Raw genomic sequence first — 15932 nt, 5'->3', positions numbered from 1 at the left:
ATCGGACGGGTTAACGGTTTCCGAGAAGTGAGACGATAGCCGGTTCGATCTCGAGCGGTTCGCCCAAAGAATATTAAACCAGATTTAGGGAACTTTAGATCGTATGAATCTTGTCAAAGTGAGCTGATCCCGTGGCTTTTTTTAAACGAACAAAGCAACCACCATCGAATACGGCCCTGCTTCAGCATAATGGACAAACGAAGCAAACCGCCGAAGCCTCTCGTCTATCCGACCGCTTGGATCAGAATTTACATAGAATCCGGGAACAAACCGGCCATAGCCGGGATATCATCATTCGCACCCTAAGTCATATGCTTGGAAGCGATCATACCCTAGCCGTTATTTATATCGATGGATTGGTTGATACGCTCACCATCAATCACTCGATCATGCAATCCTTAACCTCAAAGGATTACGACGAAGAGCTGCATACCTCTGACCCTGCAGAAATCTTGTCCATTATCAAAAACCGGTTCTTATCCATTGGCAGCATCAGCGATTTGGAGCATATGGAGCCATTGATCTCCGCCATCCTTGAAGGCAATACTGTCATTCTCATCGACGGATCCTCTCATGGCGTTATCGCCAGCTCTATTGGAGGAGAAGAACGCGGAGTAGAAGAGCCTCAATCCCAGACCGTCGTTCGGGGCCCGAAGGAAGGTTTCACCGAAAATATCCGCACGAATACCGCCTTGATCCGTCGGAAGATTAAAAGCCCGAACCTCTGGATCGTGGATCGTAAGATTGGCCGCATCACCCAAACGGATGTTGCCGTTATGTATTTGAATGGCATCGCCAATGATAAGATCGTACAAGAAATATTGAATCGTTTAGACCGGATCGATACCGACAGCATCCTGGAGAGCGGGTATATCGAAGAGTTTATACAAGATACAACGTTCACCCCCTTTCCTACCATCACCAATACGGAGCGCCCCGATGCTATCGCAGGTGCGATCCTGGAAGGGAAAATCGCCATTTTGGTTGACGGGACACCGTTTGCGCTGATTGCTCCCATCACCATATTCAAATTGTTTCAATCGAGCGAAGACTACTACCAAAAGTTCGATATCGCCACTTTTTTGCGCCTGTTGCGCATCATTTCCTTTGTGGTGTCGATGCTTCTTCCTTCGCTTTATATTGCCATCTCCACATTCCATCAAGAAATGCTGCCAACGACCCTGCTAATCAGCCTTGCAGCACAGCGGGAAGGCATCCCTTTTCCCGCCGTTGTCGAGGCCTTGGCGATGGAAATTACGTTCGAAGTATTAAGGGAAGCCGGTGTGCGCATGCCCAGGGCGATGGGTTCTGCGATATCCATCGTAGGCGCATTAGTACTGGGTCAAGCCGCTGTACAGGCAGGTTTAGTGTCAGCTGCCATGGTGATCATCGTTGCATTTACCGCCATCGCGAGCTTTGTTGCGCCTTCCGTGAGCATAGCCAACTCCGCCAGACTGCTCCGATTCGGTTTTATGATATTGGCGGCAACTTTAGGGCTCTTTGGGATTATGGCAGGATTACTCGCCATGCTGATCCACCTAGCCGGCTTGCGATCATTCGGTTTGCCGTATCTTACGCCGTTCGCTCCATTTATCCCGTTAGACCAAAAAGACGTGCTGGTGCGAGTTCCATGGTGGGCCATGGTGACAAGACCCACCTTAATCAATCGTAAAAACGCGAAACGGCAAAAAATGAACCAGCGCCCATCGCCTTCCGATGGTAACAAATAGTATACAAACGGTATAAGTCGGAGGTGAAGAACAGATGAACCGGAAGCTTAAACTCCTGATTCTCATGATGACCGCCTCGTTGCTTCTCAACGGTTGCTGGGACAGTAAAGAGTTAAACTCGCTTAGCATTGTCTCGGCGACGTCCATAGACCGCAGCGAAGACGAATGGATCATCTCCTTCCAAGTCGTCATTCCGCAGTCCATCGCCACCCAGACCGGTGGTGGATCCGGGGGAAGTCAATCACCGATCACCATCTTCTCCACCAGGGGCAAGACCATTCGCGAAGCCATGCAGAACGCGAATTTAGAAGCGCCGCGCGCGTTGTTTTTCGCCCATAACTCCATATTGATTATTAATGAACAAGTCGTTCGGAACACAGGCGTACAACAAATCCTTGATTTTTTCCTCCGCCCCATGGAAAGCCGGGAAACCATGTCGGTTCTACTGACCAAGGACAAAGCCTCCAATCTGTTGGAAGTGCTTATTCCGTTGGAGAAAATATCGGGCAATGCGATTCAACGGGTCATTACGCAAGGGCAAGAAAATCTGTCCCAGGTGAAAAATATTAAATTGATCGATTTTGCATCCATGGTCGCCAATCCGTACCAAAGCGCCATGGCACCCGAGTTGAGAGTGTCCGGCAATCAAGAGGAGCAATCCACCTTGGATGCCTTAAAGTCGACCCGCAATCAAGCGGTACTCAAACTTGGGGATTTAGGCGTATTTCGGGGAGACAGACTGGTCGGATGGATGAAGCGAAGAGAAAGCAGAGGCGTCGCTTGGCTTTCGAACAGCGTCAAAAACCTGATCATTGTTACCCCGTGCAGCGATCAAGACGCAACCCGGTTATCGAGTTACCGCGTCACCCATTCCTCGACTCGGGTAGATCCCAGATTGGTCAACGGTTCAGTCAACATGATGGTCCATATTCAAACCAAGGGGGCTCTTGATGAAACCAGCTGTACGATGGATTTGACGAAACCGGAAGTCATTTCGAAACTCGAGGAAGCGATAGCCGAGCAGATCAAGGAAGAAGTCTTGGCTACGTGGAAAAGGATGAAGGATTTGAATGTGGATGTGGTTGGTTTTTTGGATATGATTCACAGAAGATATACGCCGGCCAGCAAACGCCTTTCAAAGTTGGAGCATCCGCTTCAGGAGCTGGAACTCGACCTGAATCTTGAAGTCAACGTGGAGCACACGAATATGATCAATAAACCCTTCTCGAATCTAATTGAACCCAATAAATAGACCGCAATCGATACCTATAACAAGGAGGTCCCCAATGGAGAAGATCGGTAAATACCAAATCATAGCCATGACCATCTTGTTTATGATCGGCAGCACCCCATTGTATGAGCTGGGGATTGAAGCTAAACAAGATGCTTGGCTGGTCGTGCTGGTTGCCATGCTCGCGGGATTGCTGCTGTTGTGCGTCTACCTCTATATCCAGAACAAAAATTCGGAGCATGCACTTCCCCAAATTCTAAATCGGCATTTGGGGAAATATTTGGGCTCCCTTATTACTGCATCCTATATCGTTTATTTTGCGTATGAATCCATGCGAAATACCCGCGAATTCGCGGACATCATCAATATCTCCTTTCTCCCCAGCACACCGCTGTTCATCCTGATTCTCTTGATGGTCTTGCTGTCCGGTTATGCCGTTTGGAAAGGCATTGAGGTATTCTTTCGCGTCACGGAATTTCTGCTTCCTTTTACGATGATCGGATATATCTTGATCGTTCTTATGTTCATCGGTTCGAATATCATTCACCTTGACCGCCTTATGCCCATGCTTGAAAACGGAATCCGGCCGGTGCTGCAAGCAGCTTTGCCGGAGGTGATCAGTTTTCCGTTCGGTCAAATTGTGGTCTTTCTCATGTTTTGGAATCATTTCGATGATAAGAAAACGCTGTCCAAGACATCCTTGTCTTCCTACATATTCGTGGGCATCTTTTTAATGATATTCAACATATTAAACCTTGCGATATTGGATCCCTCCATAACGAGCATATCGACTTTTCCGCTGCTCCGGTCGGTTCGTCTCATCGAAATCGCCGATTTTCTGGAGCGTTTGGACCCGTTGATCATCTTGCTGATCTATATCGGCATTTTCGTAAAAATGACCGCATTCTACCTCGGTGCCGTACTCGGTCTCTCCAGTCTGGTCAAAATCAGCCATAAAAAAACCACCGTGATCGTGGGTGCTATCATCTTTACCATATCGTTCGTTTCCCCGAACTTTATTTATCATATCTGGATCGGGTTCGCTCAAAATTTGAAATACCACTTTCCCATCTTTCAGATCGGACTGCCATTGCTACTTGCTTTGATTATATTAATCAAAGGAGGTCGTTCATCCAAATCCGGCTGATCGGAGGCTCTTAGAATTGCCAGTTAGAGCTTTGAAGCGGTCATCCACACAGTCGACAAACATAAATTTTTCCGGAAGTGGAGTAGTGGCAACACCTAACACATACATTCGTTTGCCCTGAAAGACTGATCAACCGTGAACGGTGATATGGCCAGCCGCTTAGATTTTTCTCGTATAACCAGCGATTTCTCTGAAGAAGAACGAAAGAATGGGATTCGTTATATTTCCTGACGGTGCGATGAAGCGGATATGGATGCATGCAAAACTGGGATATTCTAGCACGATCATCGGATGAATGAGCCTTGATTTTGTGCTTTTTGACAACAGCTTTAGTAATAAAAAAGACCGGCTTCAGCGCCAGTCTCAAACAAATTTATTAAGATCCAATTTTATTGCAGCTGCTTATCTTGAACATGCTTTTCTCCCATTTTGATCTCATCGAAAAAATTTGTATCCGAGGTAGGATGAATTGCGCCATGAACTTCATCTTGGATTCCTGGTTCTTTAAAATATTGGGATAACAATTGCTCAAGTTGATTAATAGTAACAGGCTTGGCGTGATTTTGAAGTTCGTATCCAAGTTGACCGTTGGGTTCGATCGTTGCGGTCTTAACATCGCTAAGTTTTGATATTCCTTGTTGTCTCAGTTTCATTTCAAGCGCGTCAACCGTTAATCTTAATTTTTTCATGTTTTGCAATTCAAATTGGCCGTTCTCGATCACAATTATAGCAGGTCCTTTAATCCATTTTTCAAGTGTATTCCAGCGCACCTGCATGAATTCAACAAGGATCAATACGATTATGAAAACAACGGCTGCTATCATGGTAATGAGTATATTTTCATCTGCAATGGGCTGTACAATAATGGTACCAATCGATATCATCGCTATTGTCGTTGGAACTGTCATTTGAGATATTGATTTACGACCAGATACTCGAAGCACCAACATGCCAAACATGATTAATACAAGGGACTTCCAAACCTCGGACCAAACCTCACTCATACGCTTAACTCCTTATTTGTAATTGCTTGTGTATCCCTTACCCTTTACTATATTTCCAAACATTATTCATATTCAATTATGATTTCCGGTTAACGAAGACAGTTGCCATAAGGTATAAATAGATGAAATGCAAAAGCAAGCCAACCAATAAGAAAACCAATACCAAGAAAGGCTCATTGTTCGTCATCAAAAGGGGAGTCTTAGCCGGCCAATACGTTGGCAGCCACCCACCTAGCACTTGCCAACCCCCTGGCACGAAAGTGGCCACTACAGGTCCTGCTATGAACAGCCCTCCTATTTTAGAAAAGGCTAACCCTTCCACCTTATTCGCTGAGAAAGCGACAAGAATCAACGAAAACAATGGCGCTTCCAGTGCCAGCAGAAGTATAACAAATAAACTGTCTACACCAATCTCTGACAAGTTGGAAAGAGACAAGTATGCGATAGACAAAACGGTACACAGCAGAAAAGGAAGCGCTAATCTATAAAGCAAGTAGCCTTTATTCGATAAAGGGGTCACCGCATAATAAGCAATCATATTCTCGTCGCGTTCGTCAAGCATCAGCAGACCCGTAAGCATTCCTGTTAACATAGGAATGGTAGTGACCAATAACGATGCAGTGAAGCCGCGGTAAGGTTCCAGTTGAAACGAATAGTTAACATCCAACCAATTATCAGCGACGGGATATCCCCATCTCGATAGTAAGAGAAGCATCAACGGGCCGATCAGGACTGCCATAAGAACGGGATCCTTCCACGCAAGACGTAGGTCCTTTAACATAAGGAATTTATATTTGTACATTCTTGGCTCCTCCCTCTCCAATCCGCATCAGCACATGTCGACTGTAGGAATGGTGTGCCCAGAGGTACACCGCAACGTTCCATATCAATAGGATAGTAACAGAATATAGAACGCTTCCCATGGATAGGCCGCCACTAGGAGATACAAGTAACCGGAGTGTTCCTTCGGTCGGAAGGGCGAAAAACAGGCCAGCCTCCCACAATTGAAGGAAACCGAGCAATGGAAGGACGAATGGCAGCCCATAAGCTTGCACCATCAGTATAAACCCGTTAATCGTCCGCTGGCGTGCCGCCACCCCAATCGACAGCAAGGTCATGAAGGATGATGTTAAGACAATGCCGGCAGAAAAAGCAAGCGGATATTTCGGAAGACTGCCGGTCGCCATATGAATCACCCAGCCTGCCGCAAGGGATAACACCGACAAAGAGGCCGCCTTCGCCAGCAGATAATCCCGAATGTGCACCGGCGATACAAACAACGGGTCGTGGACGCCTTGGTCTCTCTCCAGCAGAACCATACCGCCAGCCATGATAAGCCCCAGTGCGGCCGGATCGCTGAAGGTCAGCACAATCGCTGTTGTCTCCTGGTAAGCTTCGGGTACGAAACGAAGCAGAATCCAATAACAGGTACAGACGAATGCATAAACCCAATAGAAACCGTGACGCCACTGAAAACGCAGATCAAAGACAAAAAGGGATAAGCCCTTCATACAAGTTGCCTCCCCGTCACCTCAATAAAAATTTGTTCAAGCGATGCTTCTTGAGAATGTATGGTCTCAGGGCGAAAATCCTGTATAAGCCTAAGAAATTGGCCGTTCTCACCGATGCCATCGAGACAAAATACGGCATCCACTAACTCTACGCCCTTGCGGTATTCGACTCGCACCGTCCTTCTTCCCTTCCGGAGTTTCAATTCCTTTGGCGAATCGACCAGCTTAATTTCGCCGTCGGCGATGAAGGCTACCCGATCACAAAGCTCTTCGGCCGCTTGCATATTATGCGTTGTGATTAGAATTGTCTTGCCGGCAGCCTTTTTGGCAAGAATCAACTCCTTCATTCGTTGGGCATTCATCGGGTCTAATCCGGACGTAGGTTCATCCAGAAATAATATATCCGGGTCATGCTGTAACGCCCGACAGAAATTCAGCCTCATCTTCATGCCCTTGGAAAGCTGGGAAACCTTCATATTCGCGGCTTCCTTCAGATCGACTTGTTCCAGCAGCCTCATTGGATCCTCTGTCTCCCCCTGATAAAGGGAACGAAAGAGTTTTAGATTATCAAGAACTGAAAATTTACTGTAGAAGTTCGGGAATTCAAAAGCCACTCCGATTCGCTCGTAATATTCGGGACCCGTATCCCTGATCTCGTTCCCCAGGACTTTAATACTTCCCTGGTATCCTTTCAAAGCACCGATCAGCAGTTTTTGCGTCGTGCTTTTCCCAGCGCCGGAGGGGCCGAGAAATCCAAAGATTTCTCCAGGCGAAACGACAAAATCAAGCCCCTTCAGGATCGGCTTTTTATGATTGGGATACGTATAATGAAGCCCTTTTACTTCGATCACGACGCCCCCTCCCCCTTCACCGCTTTAGACACTGCAAGCATGCCCGCAGATAATAACTCGACTAACAATTCGATGGTTGATGAAAATTGCTCTTCTCCAATCTCTTTTTTGTGCAGCGTAAGTAGTGCCAAGGATCTGATCATTCCCACGATGGATTCGGGTGCCGTGCCAGATAAAATGCCGGCCTTCTGCCAAGCTGTGATCACAGGCAATAGCGCGTCTTGGTCCTCCATAAAGTTACGCTCGAGCAAGTCTTTCGGCAATTTTCTAAACAATAGCTCCATCTCCCCACGATCCATCATCTGCCGAAGCAGCGGGCTCTCATCCATCATCCCCAATGAATACAAGAGAAACCGTTTAATGCTATCCTTGCTGCTTACCTCTTCAGGAGGGAATAAATCCAGGACGGCATTGCGGATTCGCTGCTCCTCCTCCAGGATCAGTTCATAATATATTTCCTCCTTCGATCCAAAAAACATGTAAAACGAGCCTTGAGCAATGCCGGCAGCTTTCGTTAAATCTTCAACGCTTGTTTTGCGGAGGCCCGACGTTTCAAAATGGTGGCGTCCCTCCGTCAGCAGTTTTTGACGAATCCATTCACGCTCTTCATCCGAGAATTTTTTGGGCATGTGGCATTTCACAACCTTATCCATGTGATTTATGACTCTGTGAATTTTTTTATTTTATATTCATAAAAATACTCCCTCAAAGTCCCGTATGTCAACATATTTGGTGTTATGGGGTCTTTAGGTTACAATAAATGGAGATTTTATCCTTTGGCGAGGGGTGCCGGTATGCATCATTTTAATGAGGTTTTCGTTCAACTGCTGATTTTGCTTGGGATATCGATGGGTGTTATTGCGATAGCCAAAAAAATGAATCAACCTTACTCGATTGCACTGTTATTGTAGGCCTGCTGCTTGGCCTGGTCCATATACCGGTGTTGGATGAGGCCGAATCGTTCATAACCCAATCGAATGTGTTTCAAGCGACCATTATCTCCTTATTTCTGCCTATCCTTCTTGGAGACGCCACGTTAAAGCTTCCGTTCTCGCAGCTTCGTAAACAAGGAAAGCCGGTGATTGCCCTCGCTTTTGGCGGAACCTTGCTCTCTTTCCTTCTTATTGCTCTTGCCATGTATGGTTTTATGGGATTGCCTCTGATTGTTGCATTTACTTTTGCTGCTTTGATGAGCGCCACGGATCCGATCAGTGTCATCTCCATCTTCAAATCTTTAGGGGTACCGAAGAAAATTGTGACGATCATCGAGGGCGAGTCGCTGTTTAATGACGGAATTGCCGTTGTGTTATTTCAAATTTCCTCTGTTTATTTGCTCACGTATATGGAAATGGGTTGGGCGGGAATAGGAAGTGGTGTATTGCTCTTTTTAAAATTTAGTATTGGCGGAATTGCGGTTGGAGGCCTGTTAGGGTACCTGTTCTCGCAGCTCATTCGCTTCTATGATGACTATCCGCTGGAAATAGCCTTCTCTATGCTCCTGTTCTTCGGAAGTTTCTTTATCGCCGAGCATTTCCACGTATCCGGCGTAATTGCCGTTGTCGTGGGCGGCTTGATTTTTGGCAGTTACGGAGCGCGCATCGGGATGTCGGATACAACCAAAATGAACATTAATTCGTTCTGGGACGTCATCACGTTAATCGCGAATTCGTTGATTTTCTTAATGATCGGCCTAGAAATCAAGCATATTAACTTCGCGGAGAAATGGGCGTTAATCGGGACAGCCATTCTCATCGTTCTAATCGGAAGAACATTGGCCGTTTACGTAAGCCTGTACTTCCTGAAATCCTTCCCTTCTTCATGGAAGGTGGTTTTGAATTGGGGAGGGTTAAAGGGCAGCTTGTCGATCGCACTCGCCTTGAGCTTGCCCACAACCTTTGACGGCCGTGACGATATACTCGTACTCACCTTCAGCGTCGTTCTTTTCTCGCTTCTCGTTCAAGGGTTAACCATCAAACTTATGGTTAAGAAGTTTGGATTAGCCAGCCCAGGGAAGGAAACGGACGGGGCGGATAGGTAAGAAACCTCAGTGAAAGCATAACAGAACATAGAACGCGTAAGGTTCAGTTCCGGAGTACTAATTAGACTACTCCAGCTGAACCTTATTTTTCGTATTGACGGTATCGATCCCCTACGTTTATGTACGTTCTTCTTAGCCAATAAGCACTTTCTCTTCAGGCAACCGATATTTTTGTTTGACGACTCTTTGTGACAGCGCAAAGGCCAGAGTTAAGGGGCCGAGTCTGCCGATATACATGGTCAAAATGATGACTCCTTTTCCAAACGGAGACAGCTCGGGCGTCAATCCCATTGATAGACCCACTGTGCCGAATGCAGAGGTCACTTCGAACAGAACCTCCATAAAATCCTTTTGCAAGCTATGTTCGCTTATGGTCAGCAAGAAAGTAGCGCCAATCACAACGCTCACCGAAATCACCATGACTGCTATAGATCGGAGGATAATGGATTGGGGGATGCGTCGGTTCAATAACTGCACGTCCTCCTTCCCCTTAATGATACTAATCAAGGTGAATAAAAGCACGGCAAATGTATTGGTTTTGATCCCGCCTCCCGTAGATCCGGAGGAGGCACCGATAAACATAAGGAAAATCATGAAAAATTGAGAAGTTGTCATCATCGCAGATATATCAATGGTATTAAACCCGGCCGTACGAGTTACCACGCCTTGAAAATACCCCGCCCATATCCGCTCTCCCCAGGTCAAAGGGCCGAATGTACGGGAATTGAACAACTCAATAATGAAAATAACGATAAACCCGGCTAAACATAGAAATGCTGAAGTCGACAAAACGATTCTGGAATGAAGGGACAGCTTGTTCCATCTTCTATGCTTCCATACGTCCAACACTACAGTAAATCCAAGGCCGCCAATGATAAAAAGCAAGGTGATAACGAGGTTGACTAGCGGGTCACCCACATACCGGCTCAAACTGTCCGACCAGAGGCCGAAGCCGGCGTTATTAAACGAAGAGACGGAGTGGAACATCCCGTAATAAATAGCTTGGCCTAAGCCCAGTTCCGCTTCCCACCGAACGATTAACAAGGCTGCACCTATGAACTCGATAATAAGCGCAATCAGAAAAATACCTAGAGAAAGCCTCACTACGCCTTGCGTTGATAATGCATTAGTAGATTCTTGGAGGAGCAGTCGATTTTTCAGTCCAATTTTCTTACCGAGTACAACGGCGATCAAAACTCCGAACGTCATGAAACCAAGACCGCCGACCTGAATCAGGCACATGATAATAATTTGACCAAAAATGGAGAAGTCCGCTCCTGTATCCACTACGGCCAATCCGGTTACGCACACTGCAGATGTCGAGGTGAACAAAGCGTTTATCCAACCTATACTTTCACCTGATGACGAAGATAAAGGCAACGCCAACAAGATTGCGCCGATTACAATCGGTACGGCGAAACCAAGAAGGATCAGGCGTGATGATGATAGCTTGAACTGTTTTAATGACTTTAACTGCTCGGATTTACCATTAGCCATCCTATATGCCCCTTTCAATAATGACAGACCATGAAACCCCGTAGACTTCACTGCGTAGTATATACCATAGCAAAGCATTAGTTCTACTGAATTTCAATGATATGATATGGTTTACTCCGTCGCTAACTGTTTACTTTTAGCATGTTTTAGCATAATATGAATTACGATCAATTTTATACGCATTCGCTTAGTCCTCTATGAGGAACGGGGGAACCAACAAAGCTGCTAAAGCTTTAGGGGTGAATTCTTTCTGATGAAGAAAGAACGGGGACTCTCAATCCCGAATCCGACAGCTAACCTCGTTTGCGTCTTGGGAGAGAACACTCTTCTACTTTGACTTGTCCATGATCCGTACAGCCAAGGCCTGGAAGCAGACATATCTCTGCTTCCAGGCCTTTTTTAGTTTAAGCTGCTGTGGTGTGTAACGTCTTCTGAAAAATTAAGAAGGGATTGATTACTAATGCTGAATAACGAAAGAATACTAGTATGTGTATATTACGGTCCAAACGGAGAACGCCTTATTCGCCGAGGTGGTGAATTAGCCCGTCTGCTTCAGTGTCCCCTGTTTGTGTTAAGCGTTATACCAAAACGTGAAAATGAGCTCGATCAAGCACAAGAAAGGTATATGGCCGAGTGGCAAACGAAATGTGATGAATATGGGGCAACCTTTATCGTCAAAACGAATGAAGATCGAAAAGCTTCGGAAATTATAGCGGAAACCGCCAAGAATCTTCATATAACTCAACTAATTATCGGACAATCCGGACAAACACGATGGCAAGAAATAACACGCGGCTCGATTGTCAACGAGCTCTTAAACCAGATCGGCGAAACGGATCTGCACATTGTAGCGGTTCAAAGGATGGACGAGCAAATGGATGACACCCATGAGCGCGGAATTCGAGTCATGGTTTTCAAGGATGGTCCTCATTTTCTCATCGATAATAAGAAATCCGGGAGTGATTCCAGTAACTCTATAGCCGAGGGACTATTTTTCAAAGAATTGAATACCGATTTTGACACAGGTTTGTTGAAGTTAAAAAAAGATCACGAAGTCCACTATTTGAAAATTAGTCACGGAAAAGTAGTAGATTCGTCTTTTTTCCAAAACAGAGAAATTCATGAAAAATCCAGCAATCACTGAAGAAAGGGAGTGGAACTTGTGAGTAAATCCATTATGAAATTGAACGATCGAAATACACAACATTCCGCTCCTGCTAAAATGGAGTTGTTCATCAACAAACTTAAAAAAAATATGAGCCCCCCTCAGCTCATTATGCTTGTTTTTTTCACACTGATATTAATCGGAGCTGCATTGCTTGCGCTACCACTTTCTTCCTCCACAGGCAGATCCGTTGGTCTGCTGGATGCTTTTTTTACAGCCACCTCGGCAATATGCGTAAACGGACTTGTTGTCTTGGACACCGGGAGTGTTTTTTCGACGTTTGGTCAAGTCGTTATTATGATTTTGATCCAAATTGGCGGACTCGGCTTTATGACTTTTGGCGTCATGGTTGCCATTGTGTTGGGCAAAAGAATCGGATTAAAACAACGTCTCATTATTCAGCAAACCACTCATTCGACTTCGGCACAAGGTTTGGTTAAATTGTCGATGTACATGGTGCTTATAGCCTTCGCGTTTGAAGCATTGGCTTCGATTGTTCTTACGCTTCGCTGGCAACAGGATTTCGGTTGGGGTCAGGCAGCCTATTACGCCATTTTCCATTCCGTTTCCGCATTCAATAATGCCGGATTTGCCCTGTGGTCTGACAGCCTGACGCCCTTCGTTGGCGATCCGATCGTCAACATTACGATTGTGGTGCTGTTTATCATTGGGGGTCTCGGTTATATCGTCATTGTGGATGTATTCCAAAAACGTTCATGGAAGAAGTTTTCGCTTCACTCTAAGGTTGTTCTTGTCGGGACAGGAACGCTATCTCTGCTCGGTTTTCTATTTATATACTTTATGGAGAGCTGGAATCCGTCGACTTTTGGCCAATTGAACGATAGCGAACAGGTCCTGGCTGCATTTTTCCAAGGAATAACGCCCCGAAGCTCGGGATTCAACACGATTGACATCAGCAGCATGCTGGCAGCTTCTCAATTTTTCATTATCATTCTGATGTTCATCGGTGCTGCTTCCGGAGGCACAGGCGGAGGCATTAAAATCAATACGCTTATTGTACTTATATTAGCCACAATCCAAACCTTTCGCGGTGGCGGTCAAATCCATGCCTTCAAACGCAAGATTGCAGGAGAAACCGTTATGCGTGCGTTAGCCGTTGTCATGGGTTCTTTGGTGGTTGTGCTGGGAGTCTCCTTGCTGCTGACCATATCTGAAGGAATGCTCGAAGAGCATTTCTTGGAAGTGCTGTTTGAAGCGACATCGGCATTTAGCACTACGGGATTGTCGATGGGATTGACAAGCGAATTGTCCTCCGTGGGGAAAATCATTGTGACGATAACGATGTTTGCCGGACGACTGGGTCCATTAACGCTGGCTTTCGCATTGGCTCAGAAAAAGCGTGCCTCCAAAATCGGCTATGCTGAAGATCATGTCTTGATTGGGTAAGACGAACTTAATGGCACGAAAGCTATTCATGGATCCTTTAAATACAAATAAGCCGCGTTATTCGCGGCTTTTTAAGTGCGTCTCACTGAGAGGGATAAGACTAACAACCATCCATATCCTATTGTTCGGGGGTTGCGGCAGGTAACCATCCTTCCAGCAGCGCTCCTCCCTCCGGATGGTTGCTGACGGTTATTTCACCTCCGTGCCGCCTTATGATTCTTTGTGAAATGGTCAACCCTAAACCGCTGCCTCCAGTTGATCGGCTTCGAGACGCTTCCCCACGGTACAAGGGTTCAAAAACGCGCTCCAGGTCTGCCGAGGAGAAGCCCGGTCCGTTATCGCGTATCGTAAACCTGATCCGGTTGTCGTCCTTGCTGCATCGCACAGCAATTTCACCACCCAAGGGTGTATGTCTGACGGCATTGTCCAGGAGATTATTCATGGCGCGCTCCAATAAATGCGTATCGCCTCTTAGTAGACAATCGCCCATGAATTGTGCGGTAAAGGTAATATGCTTGTCAGCCGCAAGCGGCCGCAGGCTGTCCATCGAATTCTGGATAACATCTCTCAAATCAACGAGGCTGCGGCTAAGTTCCGCCTCCAAATATTCCATCCTCGTAAATGTGAAAAGATCCTCCACAAGACGATCCAACTGCACCGATTTTTCCTTGCATACCGCTACGTATTTGGCGACCATTTGCGGGGATTGAGCGATTCCTTGTTCCAAGCCATCCAAATAACCCCGCAACGCAAACAACGGCGTCCGCAAATCATGCGCAACGGCAGCAATCACGAATCGGCGTTCCTGTTCCAATTCGGCTTGTTTTTGATAGGATTTCTCAAGCCCCTTCACCATCACTTCGAATCCATCGCGTACTTCGGCGATTTCGGTGATCCTGGATGAGGGCAACCGCGCCTTCCAATCGCCTGTCGCGATTTGCCTGGCTGCATTTCCCATCTTCTCAAGCGGTTTGAGCACGAACCGTCTCATTCCCATTCCGACAATCAAGATAGCAAGCAGCAGTCCTGCAAAAGCCGACATGACCTGTTTTTCATTGGTTCTTGGCAAATACAGAGTTACCCTACCCAGCAATTGACCATCCTTGATGACGGAGAATCGTTCCGTTGACAACGACGTACCGCTGCGTTCCGGATTAGACCGATACAGCTCCCGCGCTTCCGCGGATTGAATAAGAACATCCATTTTCGCTTCATGGAGTGCCGTTTTCAATTGATTTTGCCAAGCCGGTTCCGTCCATTGGCCGGAGCCTGCTTCAATGAAGTGTATCATTTCAGATAAATTACTTTGCAGCGTCTCATTTTGCAGACGCCCTTTTTCGAAGCTGAGCGTCTTGGTCTCCATAAAATGGGCAGTGACAAAAAAGATCCACGGTAACAGAAGGATAAAGAAAAAGCAAAGCATGGTAAAGGTTCGAATGCGCAGCTTCTTCATGTCAACGACCCTCAAAGCGATAGCCTACTCCCCACACGTTAACGAGGAATTGCGGCTGGTTCGGATCAGCTTCGATTTTCTCGCGCAGCCGGCTGAGATGGACGCGGATCGTATGCCTGTCGCCCACCCCGTCCCAAAATTTCGCAAGCAGCTGGTCATAGGTGAAAACATGTCTAGGATGCTCTGCGAATACTCGCAGCAGTTCGAACTCCTTCGGCGTGAGCACGACGTTATTGCCATCCACGACTACTTCTCTTGTGGACAAATTTAACCGGAGGCGGCCGTAATCCAACACCCGCTCTTCCATTGGCCGCCGGATCGCGGAGCGTCGCAGTACGGCTTTCACGCGGGCAACGATCTCCGCCGGAGAAGCCGTTTTGACGATATAATCGTCGCCGCCGAGCGTCAGCCCCCGGATTTTGTCCACGTCGTCGCTGCGGGCACTCAAAAAGAGAATCGGAACAGGGCTTTCCGCCCGAATCCTGCGGCACAGCTCAAATCCATTTTGTCCCGGCATCATGATGTCCAGAACCATGCACTGAATGGGATGCTGTTGGAATATGGCCCACGCCTCCTCCGCATCACAAGCAGTCTTCACGTGAAAGCTGTCATTCTCAAGAAAGTCCCTTAATAGTTCGACGATGCTTTGGTCATCGTCTACAACGAGTATCGTATTGTCTCCGCTCATGCAAATCCCACCTTTGCCATCTAGTTTATCATTTTTTTTGCAGGAACCGACGAGAGGCCATGAATTGTGATGGTTTGTTTATACTTTTGTGACCTTTTTACGACTTCGTTTGAGATATTCGTTTGTTAAACTTCTATTTGCGAACACGGACGGGGCTTCATTCGGGAGGTCGTCCGGGCAATGCAGTCGAATCTACGCGATTCGTCATCG

At 46.6% G+C, this 15932-nt stretch carries 13 protein-coding genes, 1 pseudogene and 1 riboswitch; of the genes and pseudogenes, 6 read left to right on the top strand and 8 right to left on the bottom strand.

The features are described from left to right. Positions 1-131 precede the first annotated feature (131 nt). From RB297_RS03555 to RB297_RS03545, 3 genes are read left to right on the top strand one after another with little or no spacing between them, the layout of a single operon-like run. Entirely contained in the window at positions 132-1730 is a 1599-nt protein-coding gene (locus RB297_RS03555) for a spore germination protein (RefSeq protein WP_096773614.1), read from the top strand. A 34-nt stretch (positions 1731-1764) separates the two neighbouring features. Then, positions 1765-2982, top strand: coding sequence for a Ger(x)C family spore germination protein (locus RB297_RS03550; RefSeq protein ID WP_375119756.1), 1218 nt, complete (start codon positions 1765-1767; stop codon positions 2980-2982). Positions 2983-3016: 34 nt separating this feature from the next. After that, a complete protein-coding gene (locus RB297_RS03545; RefSeq protein ID WP_375119755.1) occupies positions 3017-4108 on the top strand; it encodes a GerAB/ArcD/ProY family transporter in 1092 nt (363 codons plus the stop codon). A gap of 389 nt (positions 4109-4497) precedes the next feature. Here the strand turns inward: RB297_RS03545 and RB297_RS03540 are convergent, their stop codons facing one another. The 5 genes from RB297_RS03540 to RB297_RS03520 form a co-directional block, all read right to left on the bottom strand. Next, positions 4498-5112, bottom strand: coding sequence for a DUF421 domain-containing protein (locus RB297_RS03540; protein WP_375119754.1), 615 nt, complete (start codon positions 5110-5112; stop codon positions 4498-4500). 76 nt (positions 5113-5188) lie between these two features. Continuing rightward, positions 5189-5914, bottom strand: coding sequence for a hypothetical protein (locus RB297_RS03535; protein WP_096773610.1), 726 nt, complete (start codon positions 5912-5914; stop codon positions 5189-5191). Beyond that, entirely contained in the window at positions 5901-6623 is a 723-nt protein-coding gene (locus tag RB297_RS03530; RefSeq protein WP_375119753.1) for a fluoroquinolone export ABC transporter permease subunit, read from the bottom strand. The genes RB297_RS03535 and RB297_RS03530 overlap by 14 nt, the downstream gene beginning before the upstream one ends. Further along, entirely contained in the window at positions 6620-7474 is an 855-nt protein-coding gene (locus RB297_RS03525) for an ABC transporter ATP-binding protein (RefSeq protein WP_375119752.1), read from the bottom strand. Before RB297_RS03525 ends, RB297_RS03530 begins: the two co-directional genes overlap by 4 nt. Continuing rightward, positions 7471-8103: a TetR/AcrR family transcriptional regulator gene (locus tag RB297_RS03520; protein ID WP_096774548.1), complete on the bottom strand. Its 633-nt coding sequence runs from the start codon at positions 8101-8103 to the stop codon at positions 7471-7473. Before RB297_RS03520 ends, RB297_RS03525 begins: the two co-directional genes overlap by 4 nt. Before the next feature lie 165 nt (positions 8104-8268). Between RB297_RS03520 and RB297_RS03515 the strand changes: the two are divergent. Then, positions 8269-9512 (top strand): annotated as a pseudogene (locus RB297_RS03515) (cation:proton antiporter). A gap of 132 nt (positions 9513-9644) precedes the next feature. Here RB297_RS03515 and RB297_RS03510 read toward each other — a convergent pair. After that, the gene (locus RB297_RS03510) at positions 9645-11009 is read right to left on the bottom strand and encodes a TrkH family potassium uptake protein (RefSeq protein WP_375119751.1); all 1365 of its coding nucleotides are present in this window, start codon (positions 11007-11009) and stop codon (positions 9645-9647) included. A 174-nt stretch (positions 11010-11183) separates the two neighbouring features. After that, positions 11184-11333, top strand: a riboswitch (cyclic di-AMP (ydaO/yuaA leader). A gap of 136 nt (positions 11334-11469) precedes the next feature. Between RB297_RS03510 and RB297_RS03505 the strand changes: the two genes are divergently transcribed. Together RB297_RS03505 and RB297_RS03500 are read left to right on the top strand one after the other, a co-directional pair. Further along, a complete protein-coding gene (locus RB297_RS03505; protein ID WP_375119750.1) occupies positions 11470-12153 on the top strand; it encodes a universal stress protein in 684 nt (227 codons plus the stop codon). Positions 12154-12231: 78 nt separating this feature from the next. After that, positions 12232-13581, top strand: a complete 1350-nt coding sequence (locus RB297_RS03500; protein ID WP_255250528.1) for a TrkH family potassium uptake protein — start codon at positions 12232-12234, stop codon at positions 13579-13581. Between the two features lie 118 nt (positions 13582-13699). Here the strand turns inward: RB297_RS03500 and RB297_RS03495 are convergent, their stop codons facing one another. Then, the gene (locus RB297_RS03495; protein ID WP_375119749.1) at positions 13700-15034 is read right to left on the bottom strand and encodes a sensor histidine kinase; all 1335 of its coding nucleotides are present in this window, start codon (positions 15032-15034) and stop codon (positions 13700-13702) included. Between the two features lies 1 nt (position 15035). Then, positions 15036-15722: a response regulator transcription factor gene (locus RB297_RS03490; RefSeq protein ID WP_213578506.1), complete on the bottom strand. Its 687-nt coding sequence runs from the start codon at positions 15720-15722 to the stop codon at positions 15036-15038. Between the last annotated feature and the right edge of the window lie 210 nt (positions 15723-15932).

It is taken from the genome of Paenibacillus sp. CR_12 (genome assembly GCF_041953985.1).
GTDB lineage: Bacteria > Bacillota > Bacilli > Paenibacillales > Paenibacillaceae > Paenibacillus_AQ > Paenibacillus_AQ lautus_A.
This window is presented reverse-complemented; position numbering and strand designations above follow the sequence as displayed.